Here is a 22,293-nt window from a genome sequence, read left to right on the forward strand (position 1 = left end):
ATATCTATACATTCTAAGAATGCTATACATATTTTACCATCAATTGCCTTTTTCCTCTACAATGAAACCACATAAAATTCCTTATTTCGACTATTGGCAATTAAAATGGCCTGCCCTCACGGGCAAGCCACCTCATCAAACACATTTTTAAACTTCCATTTAATCTCATACCGGTCATCCCGATATATTCTCACTTCCTTTATCATTGCTTCAACCATTTCTTTCGTCAGTGCCGGTTCTCTTGCAAACAAAGAAATATTTTCAAGTTCTTTCAGCTGCTCATCATCCACCTCTGTCTGCATCGCCATCTCTTTGCTTAATTCAGCGATCTTCTTTTCCGCCGCTTCAATCTCTGCATCACAGGCTTGCTTTACAGCCAGATACTGATTCCGGTCAGCTTCCTCCATGATATATCGTTCATAACAATCCTGCTTTTCCGTTTTCTTTTGTAAAATTCTCTGCCGGAGCTGTGGTGCCATCTGTCCATGTGTGGTTCTTGTCAAGGGTTGCAACTGCTGCGTAGGTGCCAGCGTTTGTCTGGGTGTTTCCGGTTACGGTGTAGCCCTCGCCTGCGGTAACGCCAGTTTGGACTTTGCCTGTGTAAACAAGGTTTGCTGCTGCGGACGGCTTCGCTACTGCTTTCTTTGCAATGCTCCATGCCACTTTTACAGAATCGGTAGTGCCGTCTGCCCAGGCATAGTTTTTGTCAAGTGCTGCAACTGCGGTACAATCGCCAGCATCTGTCTGAGTATTTCCGGTTACGGTATAACCTTCGCCAACGGCAACACCAGTCTGGGATTTGCCATTGTAAACAAGATCTTTTGCTGCGGATGGTTTTGCTACTGTTTTCTTTGCAATACTCCAGGTAAGGGTAAGAGCGTCTGTTGTTCCGTCAGACCACTCGTAGCCGTCTGCAAGGAGAACCTTGGCGTTGTAGGTACCTGCGTCCTTCGCTGTGTAAGTACCAGACAGGTTGTAGCCTGTGCCTGCTTTCACACCTGTCTGGAATTCGCCGTTATAGGTAAGACCGGAAATGGCAACTGGCTTCTCGGTCTGGAGTGCTTTGATGGTCCAGTCGAATTCTACAGGATCGGTAGTCTCATTAGTCCAGAAATAACCTTCATTTAATGTAACTTTTACATGATAAGTTCCAGGAAGTGTTGCAGAAGTAGTTCCCTCTACTGTGTAATATTTGCTTTCCGGAACAGCCACTTTCTCTGTTGTATCATAAGTGAATGCAGAAACTGGTGCAGTTGGTTTCTCAGCAATAGCACCCTCTCCTGCGAATATGAAAAACTGGCACTGGCTTTTGGCTCTGGATCCAACATAATTTTCATCAATAGCAGAATAGTACAACTGCAACTGTTTTTTCTGTTGAACCAAACTTAATGACACATCTACTCCGGTAATTTTTACATTGTCACCTTCATCAGTTATATCCATTTTTTCAACAGATACATACTGTTTGCTGTCTCTGTCATAAATAACTTTGTAAATATCCTTACCTTCAGTTAAAGCTTTAGGGAACAGAAAATCCATGCATGTAACTTTTGCTTTTGTCCCCAACATTTTATCTTCTGCTGACTTTCTGTACAGGGCTACCTTATAGCTATCTTCAATTTTTAATTTTCTAAAAGAAGACTGTCCAGATTCAAGAATTAAATTTTCCAATTCTTCTAAATTAGTTATATTATCTTTTTTAGCTGTGAATATTGTATCTGTAGCTAATGTTGAGTCGTCACATTTTTCGCTTTGGTTATGTCCATGATAAATTGCTGAAATACCTGTTACATCATCTGTATAAGTTCTCTGAGTCTTTACTACTGATTGCTTATTGCAAATCACAACATAACCAAAATTTAATCCATTATATAGATCAACAGCCTCCCAGATATCTCCGTCTTGTCCATTCCAGTAGTCACGGGTAGTGTTTCCCCGAGTTTTCATTCCACTCAAAGAATCGCCTTGCCACTGATAAACCTGTGCATCATTAACGTCAATATCAAAGAATACACTTGTGAACAAATTATATTTTATTTTGGATTCTGAAATATCTTTACCATCAGTTCGGTTAAGCGAAAAATAGAATAACTTATATTCAGGCTCATTTGCACAGTGTTCCTTCATATAAGTATCTACTTTTTCAAATTCTTCACCAGATGTCACTTCATGAATATCTGCAACCACTTTATCCATGTTGCGTCCACGGGCAGCGATTCCCACTCTTGCATCATCATTAAAAAATGCTTTATTTGAAATATTTACGTCTGGTTTCTGTTCTTCAAAATCTACTGCAAGATTTAACGGTACATACCATTTGACATCTTTATCTGGATTTTGTTCATCATATAATATAATTCCAAATTCTACGCAATCACCAAGGGTGTATAAACCGCTAAAATCATCTAATTCAAAAACAATCTTTTTAATTCGTCCTTTGTATGTTCCATCCCCCATGTCAATCTTATCGACATTGTCGTAAGCCCATGTGTCACTTCGTTCAATTTCTTTTACATGTACGTTTGTACCATCTTTAACCTGTAAAAGTTCAAAAACCTGATTTTTCAGTTCAAGCGTTAAAGTGATTCTTCCATTTTCATCAATCACCATAGAAGCATCATTATATATTGGATTTGTTGGTACTCCAAAGACGCCGCTCATACCTACTGGATCAGCTGGGTTATTAAGATACGCATTTACACCTAAAATTTTGTTCTGTGCACCTGGTACATATAAATTGGCTGTTACATTTTCATAAGTTCCTGCTGGAAGAGAATCAACACTACTCCAAGGTGCAGGATCTTCCGTTCCAGCTTCTGCAAATGCCTGAACCAGCTCTTCCGTAGACATTCCTTCATCTGTAAATTCATCCGAAATATCAGAGCTCTCTTCTTCCGCACTTCCATCTGAGAATCCGTCCATGAAGTCTGCGCTCTCATCCCCGGCATTTTCCTCATCTGTCAGTCCGGTCTCGTCGCTTCCAGCCTCGGCTGTATTTTCCTCAGAGATCATCTCCCCAGAACCGAAGCCTCCGTCTTCTTCTGCTTCTGCCTCTGGTGCATCTGTATTTTCCTCTGCTCCTGCGTCTGCTGCCTCTGCGGTCACTTCCACATCTGCCTCAGCTGTGAAATCTGCCGCTGATACCGGTGCTGCTGACATGATCACAGCTGCCGACATGATCCACGCCATACTGCGTTTCATCTTTGAATTCAGCATTTTCTTTTCCTCCTCTTTCTCTTTTCTGGCTATACTGTTATTTGCGGCAATGCCTTTTATATTAACAGGTTCTCCCTGTAATATACTTTCCCATCCTTGCGGTTCACCTAATATACCTTTTGTTACCGACTTCAAATATAATTCAGTTGCATCTAACTAATGAGATGTAAAAAAGGCATATCCACTATGCCATTACTTGTTAGCATTCTCTAACTATCGGTGTTTTAGCCTCCTCTCAAAAATAAAGCAATACTTTTTGTGCAACTTTTTTCGAATTAACATATGTTAACTTTTCCCTGTTAAAAAGTGCCAAAAGCTGCATTTTTTAGTTCCTATCATTAAGAGATGTTTGTAAGAATGTATAGCTCATCATGCACACTTCTTTCTGCCTGACAGCAAAAAAAGAGAACAGCTTTAGCCATTCTCCTTTTGTCATCTGAATCCAATTTTTTTTATCAAGAATACCAATTTTCTACTGCTTTTCTTGATTTCGAATCTCCTTAATCAGCTCTACTGCATTTTCTGCATCATCAGTTTTTACGAATATATCCATTCCATATATTCCAAAGCCAGGTGCCCCATGCATCGCAACATTCGCACTTGCCTCCTGTGAAAAAGCCATTATTCCATTTTGTCTTAACATTTCCATGAGTTGTTCCGTTTCTATTATATTTTGTGCATTGTAAATCTTGATATATTCCATCTTAGATAATGGTGAAATTTCTTTTATATTTTGAGTATTTGTTGGATTTTGTTTCTTTTTCCGATTGATAAATGTCAGAATTCTAAGAATAATAAATGCGACAATAGTAATACCGATCCAAAATTCAAAAGCTAATCGTGTTATCTGTGTTTCTGTAGCTCCCATTCTTAACAAGCATACGCCATAGAGGAAAGCAAAAATTCCTGAACATAATACGCTGGTAAGAAAATCCCTCCATACAGTAGTATTTTGGGGCAAACATTTATCCCATATTCCATTGTATATCATAATAGTTGCATACAGGATTCCTCCGGCTAAAACACTTACTGTCTCTCCTAAAATAAAACGAATATTTATTGTCAATAACATTTGAATAATAATTGCCATTACACCAATCACAAACATTGATGCAAAGGCAAGATTTCCAGCCTGTAGTGCTTTTCGTTTTGTCCATTCTTCATACATTGCAACTTTGTCCAAAGTTTCTCTCATCTCTTTATTCATAGCCTGGCTCCTTTCTCCATCCAGGAGCTCTCTCATTTCAACATCGTAATATTCAGCAAGCTCAACAAGTATGCTAAGATCTGGCATATTTGTTCCTGTTTCCCATCTGGAAACTGTTCTTGCAGACACTCTGAATTTCTCAGCAAGCTGCTCTTGTGTCAGATTCTTTTCCTTACGACATTGCTTTAAAAAAGCTCCGATCTTTTTTGTGTCCATGTCTCTACCTCTCTTCCACTTACAGTTTACCAATATGTAACAAAATTACCACGACATAAAATGAGAATCCACGAATTTTCAACCAGACATTGTATGTCTACGATATTCAAAGTTACTTTCAACATCAAAAGTTGCTTTATGGTCATTCAAAATTATCAATCCTTCTTTTCAGCTTTAGGTTTATGATAGGCCATTTATATAAATTATCGTATTTTTTACTCTCCGGTCCAGCATTTTTTTCTGCAAACTGGAGGTATATCAGCCTTTCTTGTGAGTAGCAAAGTATTCTTTCAAAACAATCAGTGCTTCCTCTCTCAAAATGCCTGATTACAGTTTTATTATTCTGCTATGATTTTATGTAGTTTTATTAGTATGCAATACCACACTACAGTGCAGACAACCGTTCAAAAATATATTCCTTCTCTGATGACAAGTCTTCTCTAAACCTATAGCCCAGTCTGTTAAATTCTTGTATATCAGCTGGATTTTCAATCCCTCTTTCTGCCATAAATCTGACCATTTCGCCGCGGGCCATTTTTGCATAAGTACCTTTTGTTACCAGCTTTTCTCCGGATAATTCACAAAATGTAATCGTTATATACGTATCTTTTGGTGACAGATATTTTTCTATGCATTTCGAATATTCTTTTGATGCCAGATTAATAATGATCCGGCTGTCATCAATAACGGACTGATATAGCAGATCTCCCCAATAGTCATATAAATTTCGGGTATTTCCTATTGTAACCTTTGCCTGCATTTCCAGGCGATATGGTTTCACACCGTCCAGTGGCTTTAAGCTTCCATAAAATGCGGATAAAATTCTCAGATGCTTTTGGATATACTCAAACTGTCCGTCTTCAAACACTGCTGGTGCCATATACTGGAATGCAATTCCTTCATAAGACAAAATAGCTGGAGTAAGCATGTGATAAAGATCCATATTTTCTAATCTGTCAAAGTTCTGCCTGGCAATCTTGTCATTACATTTCCAGATTGCTTTCAGTTCCTCTTTTTCCAGGCTCTTCATCCAACTCAGTATCTTCGTTGTCTTATCAAGAAAATCCGGCATTCCTACGGGTGCTATGCTGTCCGTATCCGTAATCATCTTTTTTGCCGGTGATAATATAATCTTCATCACGCCAATTCCTTCAGCATATTTTCAGGATCATCTGCTGCTTTCACTTTATCATTTGCCTTTATGATAATTCCATGCTCATCAATCAGATAGGTCGTCCTTACTACTCCCATAGAGACTTTTCCATAATTCTTCTTTTCTTTCCAAACGTCATATGCCTCAATCACTTTGCGCTCCGGATCTGCCAATAAGGTAAATGCCAGTCCGTATTTTTCTTCAAATCTCTTATGAGAAGCTACTGAATCCTTACTAACACCAAGGATAACAGCTCCTTTTTCTGTAAACTGAGGATACCGATCTGAAAAGCCACATGCCTGTTTCGTACAGCCAGCTGTATTATCTTTCGGGTAAAAATATAAAATTACTTTCTTTCCGGCATAATCACTTAATTTATGCATGTTTCCGTTCTGATCCGGCAGTTCAAAATCAGGGGCTTTTGTTCCTGTTTCCAACATTTTTTAATCCTCCGTTTCTGTAGCTTCCGCTTTCTTTCTTGTTTTTTTACTGCCAGAAATCATTTTGTGTCCTGTATAGATAGACATTATCATACAAAGCAGAGAGCTTAGTGCAAAATATTTGTGACTTGATTTTAAGCCTTTATATCCTGTATAAACAGTTCCAATCATGGTAATAAATGCTCCTAACGACCAATATTTGTGTGCTTTCATGTGATTCCTCCATTTTTCAGTGTATTCAATTGTAATTATACTCTACCGCATTCCTATGTCAATTTTATAATAGATCCTTCCTATAAAATTTTTCAGAATATCTGATATGATACCCTCAAGTAGGGTATAAAAATAAAAACACCTACTTGAGGGCATCATATCAGAACTGGCGGTTATGTTTGAGGGAAGCACCGCCAGCGGTACAGAGCAGGCTTACCGGAAAGCGATGGATAAGCTGACAGAGCTTCTGATTGCCGAGGATGCCATCCATGCAGGCCGGCATATTTTTTCATTGCCACCCGATGTTCTTACAAAACATATACTTCTCCCCCCTTGATGCGTCATTCTTGTTCTGAAAACAGGAACAGAATTCTTACAGCGACTGTAAGTGTTATATATTGTGTTTCTGTGCTATCATTTACCTAAAAATGGATAGGAGGTATTCATATGAACCCAATTTTGAATATTGAAAATCTTACCAAAGTCTATGGGACTTTGCCAAACCAGACGAGAGCCCTGAACGGAATCACTTTTCAGGTCATGCCGGGAGAGTTTCTCGGTATTATGGGAAGCAGCGGTTCCGGTAAATCCACGCTTCTCAACTGTATTGCAACTGTGATTCAGCCCACAGGCGGACGCATTCAGGTGGATGGGGATACTTTGCAATCGCTCAAGGGAAAGACTCTTGCAGAGTACCGTAGCAAAAAAGTTGGTTATCTATTTCAGAACTTTGAATTGCTGGACAACCTGACTGGCAGAGAAAACATCCTGCTTCCGACTTCCTTGCATGGGGTATCCGAAGCAGAAAGCAGCCAGAGGCTGAAGCAGTTGACTAACTATCTGGAAATCACTGATGTTCTGGATAAGTTTCCGTCCAAGATGTCCGGCGGTCAACGTCAGCGTGTTGCGGCAGCAAGGGCTCTGATCTTGCATCCTCAAATGATTCTTGCCGATGAGCCGACGGGTGCGCTGGATTCTAAGAACGCAAGAAGTCTTATGGAGAAGCTGTCCGACCTGAATCGTTACGAACAAGCTACGATCCTGATGGTAACCCATGATTCCAATGCCGCCAGCTTCTGTAAGCGCATCCTGTTCATCCAGGATGGCGTGATCTTTCATGAGCTACGACGTGGAGACGAATCCCAGCAGGAGTTCTACGGGCGCATCCTAAAAGTGATGGCGCAAATGGGAGGGGGCGGCGCAAATGTTCTCTAATCTCATTCTTCGGAACAGCCGTCGCAGCCGAAAGGAAAACGGTCTGTTTTTCAGCTCCCTGGTGATTTCTATTGTTGCCTTTTACATGATTCTTTCCATCTCTACTCAGAATGTTATGATCTTTTTGCAGAAGATGGAGAGCGATGCCGTGAACAGGCTCTTGCTTCTGATTCCTGTGTTTTACGGAATGACCTTGGGTATTCTTTTCTTTTTGATCTATTTTGCCTGCAAGTATCAGTTCGAGCGCAGACGGCATGAGTTTGGTGTTTATCTAATGTTGGGGATGCGTAGAAGTAAACTGTTTGGTATGCTTCTGGCGGAAGATTGCCTGACCAGTATTCTTGCCATGCTCATAGGCTTACCTGTGGCTGTGGTGCTTTCAGAAATTATCAGTCTTGTCACCGCCAAGCTGGTAGGCATGGGAATCATCGGTCATCAGTTTTCTTTATCTTGGTCTGCGATTGAATGGACGTTGGCAGGATTTCTGGCAATTAAGCTGACGGCACTTCTGATTTTGAGTGGACGGATCAGCCGCCAGGAGATCGGTACTTTGCTATCCCAGCCAGCGAACCGTCCCAAAAAGCAAATGCCTTCTGTTTTCTATGGGCTGGCTGCTGTATGTGCAAGTGTGATGTTGGCAACGGCTTATTACATGGCAATTCAAGGAATTGCATGGACAAAGGTAAGTATGATGGGACTGACTTTGCTGTTAGGTTCGGCTGGTACGATGTTGCTGTTCTACGGAATGCGGGCTCTGATTGCTCTGATTGTTAAAAAAGGCAAAGGAAACAAGCAGCTTCATGTATTTACTTTCCGCCAGATTCAGGAGAATGTCATTCATCAGTCAAGCTCTATGGCTATCAGCTCTTTGCTGATTCTGGCAGCACTGTGTTGCTTTGGTGCAGGCTTGGGGATCGCAGGGACAAACAATCTATCCGCCGACCATGTAATTGACTATACCTTTGAAGATTATACCGTTGAAGATTCGGCGCAGGTTCTTTCGAATATACAGACAGCCCTGAACGAAAACGGTTTGGAAAACCAGTTTTCTGAGCTTTTTGAAATGAAGGTTGGGCATATTCGCACCACAGAAGATTACGAGAATGCCTACAGCATGGATGCTGTTATGGAATCTCTTCGGAGCCTGCCCCAGTCGGAAGATCGGGATGTCCTTCTGAACAATCTTGGTTATGCCACAGATCCGTATCTGATTTGTCTGTCAGACTATAATCGTTTACTGGAATTGTCCGGCAAACCTGTCATTAAATTAAGTGAGGATGAAGCCGCTGTTTATATAGGTTCCGACTTTACTACTGTAAATCGCACCGCAATGCTGAACAACATACTTACTGAACAGCCTGAAACGGAACTGGTTGGCAGTCCGATTCATCTTACAGGAGAAGTTCAGTCTGTGAATTTGGTCGCGGACCGTTCTATTACTTTGTCCTTTGCATTGATTCTTCCAGATGAAGCCTTCCTCTATCATACCCAAGGAATGTATGATACGTATGTGAATGCGGTACTCAGTGAGCAGGCTATGAAAGGAAATAGCCTTATGACTGCATATTTGTATTTGAGCGAGAAGCTGGACGAAACTGGCCTTGAATATGAAACCTATCTTCAGAATATGAGCCGCCAGCTTTTCTACACCGTAGCATCCATCTATATTACCCTCTATCTGGCGATTGTGTTCCTGGTGGTTGCCAACACCATTATGGGTGTTCAGTTCCTGATGAGCCAGCAGAAAACCGGGCGTAGATACCAGACCCTGATCCGTCTGGGAGCCACTTACGAAAGCCTTTGCCAGTCCGCCAGAAAGCAGATTTCGTGGTTTATGGGACTTCCTGTATTGGTTGCAGCTGTCAGCAGTCTGTTTGGAGTCAGAGCGTTGTTTACAGGGATACTCTCGTCACGAACCCGTGAGACAGTGTCTGAAATGCTACCTGTATCTGCTGCTATGATTTTGCTACTTTGTGTGATAGAATGTGTTTATATGAGTGTGGTCAAGCGCTCCAGTGATCGGTATTTGCTGACACTGATGCAGCCACAGAGAGAAGAATAATTTGGAAGGAGGTGCTGTCGTGAAAAGAATTGCTGTTGTGGAAGATGAAGTTTATATTCGGGAAGAACTCTGCTATATGCTCCAAAGGGACGGGTATCTTGCGGAGGCAATCACCGAGTTTGAAGATGCCGCTCGACTCCTGGCAGCCCTCCGTCCTGACCTTGTGATCTTAGATCTAAATTTGCCGGAGATCAGTGGCTTTCAAATCTGTCAGGAACTAAAGAATAAAACCTCTATCCCTGTCCTGGTACTGACTTCCAGAGATCAGATAAAGGATGAACTACAAGCGTTCCACTTGGGTGCCGATGAATATTTGACAAAGCCGTACAGAAAAGAGCGACTTCTTGCCAGGGTATCCAATATTCTCAAAAGGTATGAAGGCCGTACCAACCTCATAGAGGGATCAGATTTCCTGTTGGACCAGCAGACTTACACACTTTATATTCATAACACCTCTGTGGTGCTTCCAAAAAATCAGGGAAAACTGTTGGTTGCTCTTTTGGCCAGTGGTGATGCTCTGGTCACGACGGAGCAGCTTTGCTTAGCACTATGGGGAACCACAGAATACATAGACGAAAATGCCTTGCAGGTTAACCTGACCCGGTTGAAAAAGACGATGTCCGGTCTGGAGATGAAGCAACGAATCGTTGCGGTTCGTGGGATGGGCTATCGTTTGGAAGCGGAGGTATCTCCATGAAGCAGTTTTGGCGCATAATAGAACGGTACTACCCTTGGCTGCTGTTGCTGCTGGGTGTGGATTGCTTTTGTTCTATCATTCTTTGGATTTCTGACATTCAGGCATTTCAGACCTTGATTGGGTTAGTGGTTCTGACAAGCATCCTTCTGTTTTCAGCGATCCTGTTTGTGCTAAACAAGCGGGAGACCACCCGCTGAGAGCTGTTCCGGGATTTCCTCAGTGATCCTACCATCTGCAACAAGGAACGGCTGCTCAGTGCCATCAGCCGGGAAGAAGGAGAATCTATCCAGCTTCTGGCATCCGTTTTACAGGAACACAAAACTGAGAGTAACAGTATGGCAGATGCCCTACAGGACTATGAAGAATATGTGGAGGGCTGGGCACATGAAGCGAAAACGCCCCTATCGCTGTTGACTATGCTCCTGGATAATCGGAGCGACGAAATATCTCCTCCCCTGCAAGCAAAGCTGGATTATGTCCGCAGTCAGCTTCAGGAGGATGTCACTCAAATGTTATACTATGCCAGGTTAAAGAGCAGTACAAAGGATTATCAGTTTGAGGATATCAATTTGAATGACTGCTTGGGGGAAGTTCTGGAGGACTATGCCCCACTTCTGGAAGAAAAGCAGTTTGTAATTCTCAATAAACTGCAATCTGAAACAGTCTATACAGACCGTAGAGGGCTTCAGTTTATGTTGGGACAGATCGTGAGCAATGCCATAAAATATAGCAGCGATAGTCCCATGCTAACGATCTCTATGATACATTCGGAGACCGCAGATGTCCTTTCAGTTGAGGATAACGGCATCGGTGTAAAAAAATATGATCTGCCGTATATTTTTCAGAAGGGCTTTACCGGGGATTTTACTGACAGCAGAAAGAAAGCCACCGGTATAGGGCTTTACCTGGTTAAGAAGATGGCTGACGATCTAAACCTTCGTCTGGAAGCTGCTTCCCAATGGGGAAAGGGCTTTAAGATAGTCATCTTCTTTCCAAAATTGAGATTTAATGGAAAATCATATAAATAGAAAAGCGCCCGCAGATTTTCTCCTGCGGGCAGCGTGGTGTCAGCTATCCAAAGGCTTGTATTGTTATTCTTTAATCTTTCTTTAAAAAATATAATAAAAGGTTTGCCCACAGGAAATTCTTACTCAATCTCTTCTCCATCTATATATAGTTGAAATTTATCAGGATTATTGACAACGTCATAGTCCTTTCCGTATTCTATAGGCCTATATTCGGCTGTCATTACCGACTCTCCTTCTTCAATATCCTCTTTCCATAAATAAATGTGCATATCAAGGCTCGTCGCATATCCATGGTCTGTTGAGAATTTTGTCGAATGAAAAGAATCATCCTTGTACATCTGCAATAGTTCTCTTGCAAACGCTTCTCTATCTTCAATATTTTCCCGGTTAGCGACCACAGTTATATTTTCATCACGATTTATGGAAAATGTTCCAACTACATCCGGTTCACCTTTCTTATGACCGGATTCAGATTTCATATAAATACTTTTTGCCGCAATTATCAAGATCACTGCTCCTGAGATCACTGCAATGATACTTCTCTTCATATTTCCATTCATTCCCTTCTAACTGTCCTACTGCATAATCTGTTACTTCTTTCAATACCGATTTGTCTCTTTTAAGTGTTACTTTCTTTCGTTCTTTCTGCACAGACAGATTAACATCTTCAAATCCTGCATTTTGCCTATATCTATTTTTAAGAATTATATATAGTTCTTTAGAACTATAATATCATGGTTTTGATTGCGAAAAAAGACATGTTTTACAAATGAATCCATAAAAAAAAGAAGAGCTTTATGCCCTTCAATTTTGCAGTTAATTCTATTAGCCTACAAAAGCTCTGACTGCATTTAAAATTCTTTTCTGTTCGTTCTTTGGTAATTTTTCTATCATTTCAGACAATTCATTGGTAACACCTGTGACAGAATGTGTCACGACATCAATCAGCAGTGCATCTGCCGATATATCAAGTGCATTGGCTATCGCTACAAAGGTATCCAATTTTGTTACTTTTAGTCCTCTCTCTATCACACTGACATGTTCAAAAGATACAGAATCTACAGAAGATGTGCTAGTTCTTTAGAACAAGTATTGATATTTTATATATCTTAACTTCCGGTTTTTTACGACTCTTTTTCTTGACCTCTTTATCTATTGTACTCTGATTTGTCATATGATTACCTCCGATAGCAGTCGTCCCCCCTTGTGATGATACCGTGTGCTTTTGCAGATGTGCGATACTCGTCTGTGGTGCTTAGCGGGACAAACTTTTCTTCGGTCAAATATTCAAGGGAGATTTCCCGTTTCCACCTTGCCACCAGCATACGGGCAGCGTCAAAGGACGCATGACGAATAACAATCCGGCAATAGGTATCATGCACTAAAATATCCGAATCCATATAGAAAGCACATATTGAACAACACTGCCAAAATCAGAGCTGACAGTATAAATGCCACTTTTCCTTTCCCCTTTGTATACCAGCAAATAAAAGCCAATAATGGAGAAACAGATGTAAATCCAAACCAAACCACCGCATAGCTTCTTGGAAAAAATCCTGCAATATAGTTTGAATACAAATAGTAACTTGCAACCATACCAACAAAGAATGCAAAAACATTAATGCTTTGCGTTCAGTAAAACCACATCTCTCTGCAATAGCTATGTTAGATTCAAAATAAAAATATTTTAGAAGAAACACTCTCCGGATCTCTTCTTTTTGTTTGTAAAGAAAAATACTGATTGATTTTCCAATCTCTTCATCATTCCTGCCCGGAGCATACCTTTCATCCGGCAGTACATCTGCAAGTTCATCCAATGCCATAACCATATTGGCTGATCGTTTTCGGGCTTTTAGTTTTCTAAATTTATCGATGGAAATATTTCTGACGATTGTGGAAATATAAGATTTAAAATTGCCTGGCCTTGCAGGTGGGATTCTGTTCCATACTCCTAAATAGGTGTCATTTACACACTCTTCCGAATCCTGGCGGTTATTCAGGACATTATAGGCAATTTTGTGACAGAGCTTTCCATATTTTATATCTGTTTTCTTAATTGCCTGTTGATTCCTTTCAAAGTAGAGTTCTATTATTTTTTTATCGTCTATGATGTTCACCTCCTCAAAAATGTTCTCAATTATAAAGTCGGCTTTTTTTGACGGACGTCTCAAAAAAATTATATTTTTTTGAGTCATAGCATAACAAAAAGAGAACAGCTCATTAGCCATTCCCTTTTGTCAGCTGAAGTGTTCCCTTATGGTTATTCAAAATTATCAGTACTTGTAATCTTCTGGTTCAATACTCTATTTACTCTTTCAATGGGGAAGCTATCTTCCATATCAGTCACTTCAAACAAATTTAGCGGTAGCTCCCTTTCTCCAATCAGAGACAGATATTCTTTAACAGCTCTGCGGTCGATCATGATTTTTCCATGTCCATCCCAATGACGATTACTCTCTTTCTTCTTCAACCCGGAAATCCAATATTCGTCGCCATTCTCAATATCTATATAATTGGAATAATTGCCATTATATTTTTGAAAAGCATGGTTATTAAAATAGATTGTTTTCTTACTCTTTGAAGTTTTCACATATCCGATCCATGCCGGACCATCATCTGAATATCCCATTTTAAGTTCAATGTACATTAAATCATGAATCATTTTTAACATCTCCATCTAAAGGAACAGTTTTAGCCATTCTCATTTTTTACTGCTGCTTAATAAGTTCCCGGATTCCACAAATAAACGATAAAACAATTACTATAATGTAACAACTCCGGTTTACAACCGTATTCTCAGCCCAGTTGCTTACTGCGATCACAGTCCATAAAGCTCCCTGTACAACCATCAGCATTCCATTTGTTTTTGGATTACTTTTATTATTTTGCTTTGCAACCAGTAAGAAAATGTAAACTGCTAAAATAATGAGTGATATAATGATTGTTAATGTTGACATAGGCTTGTTCTCCTTTGCTGTCCTGTTTTTTATTATTTCTGAGTCAGAATACCATTTTCTTCCAGTGCTTCTGTAAATACGAAATATATTCGTGTTACTGCGGGTTTATAGTAATGAAGCATATAGCAGATATCGCAATGCATTCAAGTTTCACTCTTACGCATAAATCCCGCCAGCTATTTCACTGCTAATCGATATATATTATAGCACCAATCTATAACCCTGTCATTGGAATGTCTAAGTTTCCTGGCTTTACTTTCCGTTATGTTAATAAGTCCACTATTACAAGTTTTTTAGCAAAGGACTGTTCCCAGTCCCCTGCCTTCTCCCATTCTTATAAACATTTTTTCTTGCATTTTTATCTGATTCTGTATTTTCTTCCACATGCGCATCTATACTTCTTCAAAAATATCTTGCGCACAGTTAGGCTGCTCTTTTTGATTTATTTTCCATCAAAAACAGATTTTTCCCATAGCATCCGGAATCTGTAACAGAAGCTGAACCGAACAGACTGTCAAGGTACTGACTGCCATTTTTTGACTTGGAAATATATAAATAGTAACTGCTCTTTATATATTCGTTTGTTCTCACATTATCCTGATAATAAGTGCTGAGTACAAAACATGCTCCCAGCTTATTCGCTTTTTCTTTTGCAGCTTCAATGGCTAGATTAACCGCTGCGTCCAGTTCCTCACAGGATAAATTTTTCTCATAATACCGTTCCAGGAAAAGGACCAGTTCTTCTCCTTCCTCTTCTTTCGTCTCATCCAGGTTTGATAAATCTGCAAACTGGATCTTTTTTCGGTGCATGTCGTCTGCATAGGATCCTTTTGTCAGCCGTAACATGGCACGAAACACTACCTGTCCATTTTTTTGGATAAATAAAAACTTTTTATTGGAATCAAAACAGGACAACAGACAGTGGCTGTTGCTTCCAGTACGGTAAGAAATACAGGAATAAGTTGGGATTTCTCCAATCTGCATGATTGGAAGAAGTCTGGTTTCCTCTTGCAGTGTCAGATCTCCGCAAATGTAGGTCAGATCTTTTTCCCATTCCAGTTCCACTTCTTTTGATACCGCAAAATCAATTTCTCGGCTAAGATCACCGGCTGGATATTTCAGTTTTTCAAATTTTCCAATCAGTTCTGCTACAACAAGTCTGCGGATTTCTTCTTTCTTGGATGGCTGCTGTTTTAAATAGGTTGCCATAACTTCAGCTCCTCCCGCAAAGATAAACTCTCCGATCCGTGTAGCATTTGTTTTTACAAAATCCTCAGAGAACGTAAGTTTTTCCTTTAATACTCCCCAGGAAATATCCCGCATGATAAGTTTTTCTTTTAATTCAAAAAACGAATCACACTCCTTGATCAGCTCCAGATTCTTTAAAAGACAAAAGACCTGTTCTTCCATGGTAATCTCTTTTTCCATACCTTTTAACTGTTCCTGGTATACAAGAAGCCATACTGCTGTTTCATAGCTTAAGCCCCGGATATTTCTGAAGTCTTCCCTTATCCATCTGGATAAAGGCTTTATGGACAATGCCTTTGCAAGTATCTCCAGCTGTCCGTCCTGAAATGTTTTTGGCATACACCTTCTCTTTAAAAGTTCCCGAAGGACACAGATCCGGTCATCTATCCGCATACAGGTTAGTTGCCCGTATAAGCATATGACTGTTTTTTCAGCCCTGCAAAGAAGTTTTAACTCCTCAAAAGTATACATTCTTTTTTTCAGATCGTGAAACTGCCGGCGTGGCAGGATTAGGTCAACACTTTCTTTTAAATTCTTCTTGTTTACAGTATTTAAATTTAGATATTCCAGATAAACCGATTCCTCCAGCAATAGGGAATTATCTGGAAGGTCGTCGAAGAGCATTTTTTCTTTCTGGATCAGCCTCAAAAAGTTTTTCTTCTTTTGGGTAATTGCATATAACAGAAGTTCAGACTTTTTATAACTGAGACCAGAAAGGTCAATTCCAGATAATGGGTTCTGGTATAAGGTATTTACATAAGACACCCTGCTTTTAAAAACCTCTGATGCACCCATCCCATCCATAAAGATTCGTTCCAGTTTACAAAGGTCCGCATACAAAGCCCCATTCCACAGCCACAATTGCAAGCCATAAGACAGAAGGTCTTTTGGAATATATCCTGTTACAACCTGCATTTTTTCCAAAATTTCACCAGGTTTTTCCCTCAGCTGATCAAACTGGTTCTGGTTTAACGGTTCAATTCCTGCCTTGTATCCTGCCAGTGTGTTGACCAGTTTCAGCAGTTCAGGATCTTCAAGGCTTTCTATGGTTTTGGGCTTCTCCAGTAATCCAAGCAGCAGGTCAGAGGAAAATACCGGCTGAAAAAGCAGCATACGCCCTTTTTCTCCTGCCCTGTCAAAATCCAGCTCCCCGATACACATAGTCAGGCTGTTTACCAGCTGTTCCTTCTCTTCCAGGCTTAAATCCAGTTTTCCATAGTATTTCATATAGTGATAAGCCGCCTCGTCTGGGATCATTGGATCAAAATATATTTTTTTCAGCTGCCCGTATCCAATATCCGATAACTTGTCATTCTCTACATTGGAAAGAATCTTCTGAAAACGTTCCATGTTTAAGCTGTCTTCCTCTTTTTTTAACTTTCCAAGACAATCTATTGCTTCTGGATTCTCCATCAGATACAACAGTGTCTCTTCACGTAAAGAAGGGACCACATCGGCTACCTGGTTTTTTATTATTTTTTCCGCTGCCCTTGCACAGTTTCTTTCACCTTTTTCATTCAAAAGACGAAACGGAATCGCTGCTTCGGTCAGCTGCTTAAATTCCGTCAAATGTTTTATTACAGTTTCTACCATTATGCTGCCTCCATTCTGTCAAATATCTTCCGGACACCATCCAGTTCCAGCTGTCCATCTGCATATAGTTTCTGGGCCAGTTCCATCAGATATTCAATTTCCTGTTTATCTGTTACTATTTTTCCTTTTCGTTTCAGGACATCCCTCATATACCCCAGTACCATTTTGGCACGCATGGAAATCCCATCAAACCTGCCATAGGCATAATAACTGTAAAGCGCTTTAAAGATCTGATCTGTGTCTGTATTTTTTCGGACAATATAATTGAAACTTTTTTTAAGCTCCTTTTCTTTCTTCCACCTTTCCATCCGCTTTTTCTGCTCGCTTTTCCAGTTCTTCTGTTTCTCATAATTTTGCAGTTCTTCTGCAGTCATATATTTTTTGTGCAGTTGTTCTTTCTGAAATCCTGATTCCATAAGCGGAAGAACCGCTTCAGCAATCTGCCTGGCTTCCTCTTCCTCCATCCAAAGCTTTGTGCTCTCCTTAAGCAGAATTACCTGCAGAAACCTTACATAATACTCAGTATCTTCTGTAAAAAGCTTCTCTTCTGCCCACAGGAATAATTCCCGGTGCATGCTTCTCTCCAGCATTGGACGATAGATTTCACAGTTTTCTCTTTGGATCTCATAGTAATCCAGAAAAAAAGCTTTTTTCATGATCTGCCAGGGCACCAGATGACCAGGAACTCCATCCATACCGATTTTATCAACAAGAAGTTTCAAAAGAAAATAGCTGTTTTCCGTTTCAATATTTCCAACTTCACATTTTAAATAGAACAATATGTGTTCCCACTTTTTTAACAAAGCTTCATACTCTTCTTTCGGATAAGAGCCTTTTATAACAATCTGCTCATGCTCTTTTACAAATTTTTGCATGAGACCAATTCCATCCAGGATCTCATTTTCACATAACAGATGGAATACATAGGTCAGGTCATAATTCCCGGTTCTCCGGAAAATATCTGAATACTCATGTCCCGTCAGATCCCGGTATTTCTTCAGATAAGATACCAGTTCCTGTTTTTCAAAGACATTTCCTCTCAGTGTATCATTGACACATTCCTCAAAGGCTTCCGCATCCAGCTGACCGGCCAGACATTCCCATTCTTTTTTATTTAAGTCTATGTAATGCCACTTTTTCAGTCCGTTTTTCCGAAAAGGGAATAATGCCAGAAACGTGTTTACATTTTCCACATTCAGGCATTCATACAGGCACTGCTGTATTTTTTCATTTCCATCAATACGTACCGGAAGCAGATCATACTGACGCAAAAGCGTTCTGCATAGTTTATAAACGGCATCCGGGTAGAGCTCTTTTCCGGGCAGAAAGGTTTTTAAAACATTTACTGCAATCTTCTCGGCTGTAAGAGACTCTTGATCCAGTTGACCCAGCCCGCTTTCTGACCTTGTAAGGACACCATTTAGAAAAATCACTTCTTCTTTGGTATAGCCGGATTTTTCCAACTGCCCGATCAATATACCATTCGCATTTTCTGCGTTTATCCGGGATAATTTCATCAGCCGTTTTAAGACAGCCACATCCTTTGTCCGGTCATTTTTTAATCTTTTGTCATATTTTCCTGTAACCCAGGCATAAACAGGCCAGTCTTCATAAACGGATATGGTGCGTCTGCTTCCAAGGCAGGCTGCAACCTTTCCCTTTAGCAGCTGCCATAAAGTAATATCTTCCGGAAAAACAGAGAGGATAAAAACCTTTTCCTCCACCTTTTCGTATGGATATGCATATAACTCATCGAACCAGGATTTCCGGTCTTTTTCCGAAAGCAGGCATCCAACTGAAATGCAGCACAGATCCTTTTTTCCAAGTACTTTGCCAAACTGCTTCCAGAAACGGCTTTTTTGTGTTCCGTTAAACATACATTTTTCCTGCAGATAATCACTTTTTGCAAGTGCAAGACCAAGCGCACGGTAGACAGGTTTTGTCATTGACCGGTGTGCATTTATACGCTCTAATACTTCACCGGGATAATAAAGACCATATTCTTCCTCCAAGCTCTGCTTATAAGCACCATAAAACAGGTCATTTTCTTTTTCCTTACGCATAAAATTCATTTTATCTTCCCGCGAAGAGGACTGATAAATCATGGATACCATCTGTCGATACAGATTAATATCCAGCCATTCTTTATAAATGTTCCATTCCATTTTAATCTCCCTTTTCCTGTTAAACTTAAAATTAACCATTTCAACAGCGTTATCCCTGTTCAATGTAACGGATGCTGTTTTGCCTGCATGTAAATTCCGGACACAGGGAGCGCCAAAGTTCTTCTAACTCCTTCATATTGTGTGCACTCAGCTCCGTTTCATGCTCTTCCCCATACAGATCAGTAAATCCAATCTGGTAGGTTCCTCCTGTGCTTTTCACGATACCTTTTCCGGCTTCCCTTATAGTCATGTCATTCTCTCCCTTCCATGTAGTTTCTTTCCATTAAATAAGGGGACAATATTGTCCCCAAAAGTTTTATGCAGCAATATAAAGCTCTTTTTCCTTGCTTGCAAGGGGTGCTCTTCTCCAGATGATGTGTTTTCTGATACTTTACACCATCATGATAAGAAGGAAAGTTCATAACCCGTCCATTTTTTTCATAGGGTTTCAGCTCTTCCCTCTGCCCTGGTTCCATGGCGGGAACCGCAAGTCCCCAGGCCACCTTGCAAAGATTGCATCTTAATCCTGCATACCCAAGATATTCTTTTACAAACTGTTCCGCACTGTGGATGTTGAAAAAATAACGGGCATACTCCAGGGAGCGGCACAGTATTTTTCCCTCTTGAAATCCTGCAAAATAACAGTCTTTTTTTAGTTCAATCACATACCCGGTTGCGTAGATTTCCTTTCCAGGATTCCGTTTTTTGGAATCCGTATGAATCTGTAACAACTGCTCGGAATAAATCTTTTTTCTATCCTGCATCATATTCCTCCTGTTTTTAATTTGCTCTTCTAAGTAACTTTGCAAGCTGTTTGGTCAGACGAACTGGCAGTTCCCCCAGATCTGAAATATCAAGATAAGCATTTCCGTAAATCTCCTGGATCGCTTTTTTGTCCCAGCCAATTGCAGCAGCCTGGAACACAATTCCTTTCTTTACAAGTTTTTCCTTGATTTTTCTTAGGTCTGCCATGGCATAACTTCCAGAATAACAGGTTGCATTTGGCAATCCGTCACTGATCAAAAACAGCATTTTATGTTTTTCCGGCCGGTTCAGAAGCTTATTTGCCACAAAAAGAAGGGCTGCCCCATCCCGGTTGCTGCCACAGGTTTCCATAGTGGTAATTCTCAGACGGTCGTTTCGGTCTTCTGCAAACTCTGCACAACTGTGAAAATAGACGGTTTCCTCACTGGGATTATTATGACTGTAGCCATCCGTATGGTGCCCATATACAAGAACCGGGATTCCAGCCTTCCTGCAAAAATCATCTAAGGTAAGGGCAGCTGCCTTGGCAGCTTCCATACGCTGTCCCATCATGGAATCGGAATTATCCACTAATACACAGACGGCTGCATCCGTTTTCTTTCCCTGAAAAGTCCGCTTGTACACCGCACCGCCAGGATCCGCAATTGTACGCATATCCAGCCGCTTTCCGAAAAACATCCTGTGTTCCGTTCGTTCCTTCTGGTTTTCCAGAATTGGAAGAAATCTGACCCGAAGCCGCTTTTCCGTTCTTTTTACAGCAGCTTCATATAGGGGAAGAAACTTCTTTTCCGCTTCTGTAAAGACATTCTTATACAAAATCTCTTTTTTCACCCTGTCATGAGCCGCATCAAATTTCATCCCATCCACTTCCTTCTGTAGTCGGTTTCGGACTTCCAGTCCTATTTTCTGATCTACAGTTCCCTCTACCAGCTGAAAAAGAATCTTTTGGAATATAAGTTCAGATTTCTCATCTGTACTCTCTTTTTGGTCTTCGCTTCTTTTGGAAACCTGTATGATCCTGGCATTTTCAACATCTGGTAAAGCTTTTTCCTCTGCCTCCGATTCCTGGATAAAGGCTGGAAGGTTCTCCGTCAATTCTTTTAAATACTTATCCATGGCACTTTCCATCTTTTTTTGCTGTTCTTCTGTCAGCTCTTCGCCACATCCATTTTCCTGAGCATTAGCTTTCCATTTTTCATTGTCCTTTTCAGGTGGTTCATCTGAAAAATCTTTTCCTGGCTGTTCCTCCTGGGGCGTTTCTTTTTCCGGAGATTGTTCCTGTGTCTCCTGCAGCTGTTCCCCATTTTCTTCCGGTTCCTGACATTCCTGTTTCAGTTCCTCCAGAAGCTTTCTAAAATACTTCCACATCTTTAGGAGAATCCGGTTTGTGGCCTGGTAACGGATCAGGTCACTGTCTGCTTCCACAGACAGATCTACAAGCTGTTTTACTTCATTTAAGGTATCCAGCATCTCACAGCTTTCCATATTCCAGGAATTTACGTAGCCCCGGAGGGCATACTGCACAAGTACTTTTAAAAAGACGGAAACCGGATCCGGATTCCCCTCCAAAAGTTCTTTCAAAGGAGGGATCCATTCCACATTACGTCTCCGGTTGACCAGAATCCCTTTTTTGATACTGCCAGGAAACAAACTGCACATTTTCTCCTCTATATATACGTCATTTAAAAGATTGCTGATATAGGAAGCGCATTCTGTCAGAAGGGATAGTACCGCCGGATCTTTCTTGGTCAGATAAGTATTCATTTCAGTCAATGCGCTCTCTTCATCCTCGTTTTCGGGCTCCGGTGCATCTGGATACCAGGTTCCCGCCTGCATTTTCTGTATATAGACTCTTCGAAGCCTGGAATCCGTAAATCTGGCATGGCCGCATTCATGTCCTAAAATTCCAACCAGGCTGTCACTTTTTTGTTCCAGTTCCAAAAAGCTGCCAGTGATTGTATTATCAACGTTGATGCCAATCCTCTTTCCGTCATTCCAGCCGGCAATCCCATCTGAAGCGTTCTGGTACAAAAGCAGCTGCTCCAGCTTTTCCCCTGCCACTTCATCTGCAAGATGCTGGAAAAGCCGCTGATAGCCTTCTGAAAAAAAACCTGCTGG

General features: G+C 40.7%; 23 protein-coding genes. 6 read left to right on the forward strand and 17 right to left on the reverse strand.

What is annotated here, in order from left to right:
* Nucleotides 1-116: 116 nt before the first annotated feature.
* The 6 genes from PGQ38_RS02165 to PGQ38_RS02190 all read right to left on the reverse strand — a co-directional run bounded on the left by PGQ38_RS02165 (nt 117) and on the right by PGQ38_RS02190 (nt 6,445).
* A complete protein-coding gene (locus tag PGQ38_RS02165; RefSeq protein WP_204453160.1) occupies nt 117-503 on the reverse strand; it encodes a hypothetical protein in 387 nt (128 codons plus the stop codon).
* Entirely contained in the window at nt 418-3,216 is a 2,799-nt protein-coding gene (locus tag PGQ38_RS02170; RefSeq protein WP_204453161.1) for a hypothetical protein, read from the reverse strand. Before PGQ38_RS02170 ends, PGQ38_RS02165 begins: the two co-directional genes overlap by 86 nt.
* A 472-nt stretch (nt 3,217-3,688) precedes the next feature.
* Nucleotides 3,689-4,639 carry a helix-turn-helix domain-containing protein gene (locus PGQ38_RS02175; protein ID WP_173719092.1) on the reverse strand — a complete coding sequence of 317 codons (951 nt, stop codon included), beginning with the start codon at nt 4,637-4,639 and terminating at the stop codon, nt 3,689-3,691.
* Between the two features lie 385 nt (nt 4,640-5,024).
* Nucleotides 5,025-5,777: a peroxide stress protein YaaA gene (yaaA, locus tag PGQ38_RS02180; RefSeq protein ID WP_148462671.1), complete on the reverse strand. Its 753-nt coding sequence runs from the start codon at nt 5,775-5,777 to the stop codon at nt 5,025-5,027.
* On the reverse strand, nt 5,777-6,232 hold the full coding sequence (gene bcp / locus PGQ38_RS02185; RefSeq protein ID WP_148462672.1) for a thioredoxin-dependent thiol peroxidase: 456 nt from the start codon (nt 6,230-6,232) through the stop codon (nt 5,777-5,779). Before bcp ends, yaaA begins: the two co-directional genes overlap by 1 nt.
* Before the next feature lie 3 nt (nt 6,233-6,235).
* Complete coding sequence (locus tag PGQ38_RS02190) at nt 6,236-6,445, reverse strand: DUF6219 family protein (RefSeq protein ID WP_148462673.1); 210 nt, start codon at nt 6,443-6,445, stop codon at nt 6,236-6,238.
* A gap of 175 nt (nt 6,446-6,620) precedes the next feature.
* Here PGQ38_RS02190 and PGQ38_RS02195 point away from each other — a divergent pair, with 175 nt between their 5' ends.
* The 6 genes from PGQ38_RS02195 to PGQ38_RS02220 all read left to right on the forward strand — a co-directional run bounded on the left by PGQ38_RS02195 (nt 6,621) and on the right by PGQ38_RS02220 (nt 11,447).
* A complete protein-coding gene (locus PGQ38_RS02195) occupies nt 6,621-6,782 on the forward strand; it encodes a hypothetical protein (protein WP_204453163.1) in 162 nt (53 codons plus the stop codon).
* A gap of 110 nt (nt 6,783-6,892) precedes the next feature.
* Nucleotides 6,893-7,660: an ABC transporter ATP-binding protein gene (locus PGQ38_RS02200; protein WP_148462674.1), complete on the forward strand. Its 768-nt coding sequence runs from the start codon at nt 6,893-6,895 to the stop codon at nt 7,658-7,660.
* Nucleotides 7,650-9,722 (forward strand): FtsX-like permease family protein, encoded by a 2,073-nt coding sequence (locus tag PGQ38_RS02205; protein ID WP_204453165.1) that lies wholly within the window; start codon nt 7,650-7,652, stop codon nt 9,720-9,722. Before PGQ38_RS02200 ends, PGQ38_RS02205 begins: the two co-directional genes overlap by 11 nt.
* Before the next feature lie 19 nt (nt 9,723-9,741).
* Complete coding sequence (locus PGQ38_RS02210) at nt 9,742-10,419, forward strand: response regulator transcription factor (protein WP_204453167.1); 678 nt, start codon at nt 9,742-9,744, stop codon at nt 10,417-10,419.
* Nucleotides 10,416-10,616: a hypothetical protein gene (locus PGQ38_RS02215; RefSeq protein ID WP_270430723.1), complete on the forward strand. Its 201-nt coding sequence runs from the start codon at nt 10,416-10,418 to the stop codon at nt 10,614-10,616. Before PGQ38_RS02210 ends, PGQ38_RS02215 begins: the two co-directional genes overlap by 4 nt.
* 138 nt (nt 10,617-10,754) lie before the next feature.
* Nucleotides 10,755-11,447, forward strand: a complete 693-nt coding sequence (locus PGQ38_RS02220; protein WP_270430724.1) for a sensor histidine kinase — start codon at nt 10,755-10,757, stop codon at nt 11,445-11,447.
* 119 nt (nt 11,448-11,566) lie between these two features.
* Here the strand turns inward: PGQ38_RS02220 and PGQ38_RS02225 are convergent, their stop codons facing one another.
* The 11 genes from PGQ38_RS02225 to PGQ38_RS02275 form a co-directional block, all read right to left on the reverse strand.
* The gene (locus tag PGQ38_RS02225) at nt 11,567-12,007 is read right to left on the reverse strand and encodes a hypothetical protein (protein WP_270430726.1); all 441 of its coding nucleotides are present in this window, start codon (nt 12,005-12,007) and stop codon (nt 11,567-11,569) included.
* Between the two features lie 265 nt (nt 12,008-12,272).
* Nucleotides 12,273-12,479 carry a hypothetical protein gene (locus PGQ38_RS02230; protein ID WP_270430728.1) on the reverse strand — a complete coding sequence of 69 codons (207 nt, stop codon included), beginning with the start codon at nt 12,477-12,479 and terminating at the stop codon, nt 12,273-12,275.
* A gap of 146 nt (nt 12,480-12,625) precedes the next feature.
* Entirely contained in the window at nt 12,626-12,847 is a 222-nt protein-coding gene (locus tag PGQ38_RS02235; protein ID WP_148462679.1) for a hypothetical protein, read from the reverse strand.
* A gap of 33 nt (nt 12,848-12,880) precedes the next feature.
* Nucleotides 12,881-13,675 carry an RNA polymerase sigma factor gene (locus PGQ38_RS02240; RefSeq protein ID WP_270430729.1) on the reverse strand — a complete coding sequence of 265 codons (795 nt, stop codon included), beginning with the start codon at nt 13,673-13,675 and terminating at the stop codon, nt 12,881-12,883.
* 32 nt (nt 13,676-13,707) lie between these two features.
* Nucleotides 13,708-14,109 carry a mannose-1-phosphate guanylyltransferase gene (locus PGQ38_RS02245; protein ID WP_204453169.1) on the reverse strand — a complete coding sequence of 134 codons (402 nt, stop codon included), beginning with the start codon at nt 14,107-14,109 and terminating at the stop codon, nt 13,708-13,710.
* A 46-nt stretch (nt 14,110-14,155) separates the two neighbouring features.
* Complete coding sequence (locus PGQ38_RS02250) at nt 14,156-14,404, reverse strand: hypothetical protein (RefSeq protein WP_204453171.1); 249 nt, start codon at nt 14,402-14,404, stop codon at nt 14,156-14,158.
* Nucleotides 14,405-14,827: 423 nt separating this feature from the next.
* Nucleotides 14,828-17,245: a hypothetical protein gene (locus PGQ38_RS02255; RefSeq protein WP_204453173.1), complete on the reverse strand. Its 2,418-nt coding sequence runs from the start codon at nt 17,243-17,245 to the stop codon at nt 14,828-14,830.
* Nucleotides 17,245-19,410 carry a hypothetical protein gene (locus tag PGQ38_RS02260; protein WP_270430732.1) on the reverse strand — a complete coding sequence of 722 codons (2,166 nt, stop codon included), beginning with the start codon at nt 19,408-19,410 and terminating at the stop codon, nt 17,245-17,247. Before PGQ38_RS02260 ends, PGQ38_RS02255 begins: the two co-directional genes overlap by 1 nt.
* A gap of 49 nt (nt 19,411-19,459) precedes the next feature.
* Nucleotides 19,460-19,660 carry a hypothetical protein gene (locus PGQ38_RS02265; protein WP_148462682.1) on the reverse strand — a complete coding sequence of 67 codons (201 nt, stop codon included), beginning with the start codon at nt 19,658-19,660 and terminating at the stop codon, nt 19,460-19,462.
* Between the two features lies 1 nt (nt 19,661).
* Nucleotides 19,662-20,177 carry a hypothetical protein gene (locus PGQ38_RS02270; protein WP_204453177.1) on the reverse strand — a complete coding sequence of 172 codons (516 nt, stop codon included), beginning with the start codon at nt 20,175-20,177 and terminating at the stop codon, nt 19,662-19,664.
* A 13-nt stretch (nt 20,178-20,190) separates the two neighbouring features.
* Nucleotides 20,191-22,236, reverse strand: a complete 2,046-nt coding sequence (locus PGQ38_RS02275; RefSeq protein WP_204453179.1) for a cobaltochelatase CobT-related protein — start codon at nt 22,234-22,236, stop codon at nt 20,191-20,193.
* Nucleotides 22,237-22,293 lie beyond the last annotated feature (57 nt).

Source organism: Blautia faecis, from assembly GCF_027662325.1.
GTDB classification, from domain to species: Bacteria; Bacillota; Clostridia; order Lachnospirales; family Lachnospiraceae; genus Blautia_A; species Blautia_A faecis.

Excerpts from the sequence above, each read along its gene's own strand:
- PGQ38_RS02175 (WP_173719092.1), bottom strand. The coding sequence starts at position 4,639 with ATGGACACAAAAAAGATCGGAGCTTTTTTAAAGCAATGTCGTAAGGAA.
- PGQ38_RS02200 (WP_148462674.1), top strand. The coding sequence starts at position 6,893 with ATGAACCCAATTTTGAATATTGAAAATCTTACCAAAGTCTATGGGACT.
- PGQ38_RS02250 (WP_204453171.1), bottom strand. The coding sequence starts at position 14,404 with ATGTCAACATTAACAATCATTATATCACTCATTATTTTAGCAGTTTAC.
- PGQ38_RS02235 (WP_148462679.1), bottom strand. The coding sequence starts at position 12,847 with ATGGATTCGGATATTTTAGTGCATGATACCTATTGCCGGATTGTTATT.
- PGQ38_RS02215 (WP_270430723.1), top strand. The coding sequence starts at position 10,416 with ATGAAGCAGTTTTGGCGCATAATAGAACGGTACTACCCTTGGCTGCTG.
- PGQ38_RS02195 (WP_204453163.1), top strand. The coding sequence starts at position 6,621 with ATGTTTGAGGGAAGCACCGCCAGCGGTACAGAGCAGGCTTACCGGAAA.
- bcp (WP_148462672.1), bottom strand. The coding sequence starts at position 6,232 with ATGTTGGAAACAGGAACAAAAGCCCCTGATTTTGAACTGCCGGATCAG.
- yaaA (WP_148462671.1), bottom strand. The coding sequence starts at position 5,777 with ATGAAGATTATATTATCACCGGCAAAAAAGATGATTACGGATACGGAC.
- PGQ38_RS02220 (WP_270430724.1), top strand. The coding sequence starts at position 10,755 with ATGGCAGATGCCCTACAGGACTATGAAGAATATGTGGAGGGCTGGGCA.
- PGQ38_RS02190 (WP_148462673.1), bottom strand. The coding sequence starts at position 6,445 with ATGAAAGCACACAAATATTGGTCGTTAGGAGCATTTATTACCATGATT.
- PGQ38_RS02255 (WP_204453173.1), bottom strand. The coding sequence starts at position 17,245 with ATGGTAGAAACTGTAATAAAACATTTGACGGAATTTAAGCAGCTGACC.
- PGQ38_RS02260 (WP_270430732.1), bottom strand. The coding sequence starts at position 19,410 with ATGGAATGGAACATTTATAAAGAATGGCTGGATATTAATCTGTATCGA.
- PGQ38_RS02205 (WP_204453165.1), top strand. The coding sequence starts at position 7,650 with ATGTTCTCTAATCTCATTCTTCGGAACAGCCGTCGCAGCCGAAAGGAA.
- PGQ38_RS02270 (WP_204453177.1), bottom strand. The coding sequence starts at position 20,177 with ATGATGCAGGATAGAAAAAAGATTTATTCCGAGCAGTTGTTACAGATT.
- PGQ38_RS02225 (WP_270430726.1), bottom strand. The coding sequence starts at position 12,007 with ATGAATGGAAATATGAAGAGAAGTATCATTGCAGTGATCTCAGGAGCA.
- PGQ38_RS02245 (WP_204453169.1), bottom strand. The coding sequence starts at position 14,109 with ATGATTCATGATTTAATGTACATTGAACTTAAAATGGGATATTCAGAT.
- PGQ38_RS02170 (WP_204453161.1), bottom strand. The coding sequence starts at position 3,216 with ATGCTGAATTCAAAGATGAAACGCAGTATGGCGTGGATCATGTCGGCA.
- PGQ38_RS02265 (WP_148462682.1), bottom strand. The coding sequence starts at position 19,660 with ATGACTATAAGGGAAGCCGGAAAAGGTATCGTGAAAAGCACAGGAGGA.
- PGQ38_RS02240 (WP_270430729.1), bottom strand. The coding sequence starts at position 13,675 with ATGGCTAATGAGCTGTTCTCTTTTTGTTATGCTATGACTCAAAAAAAT.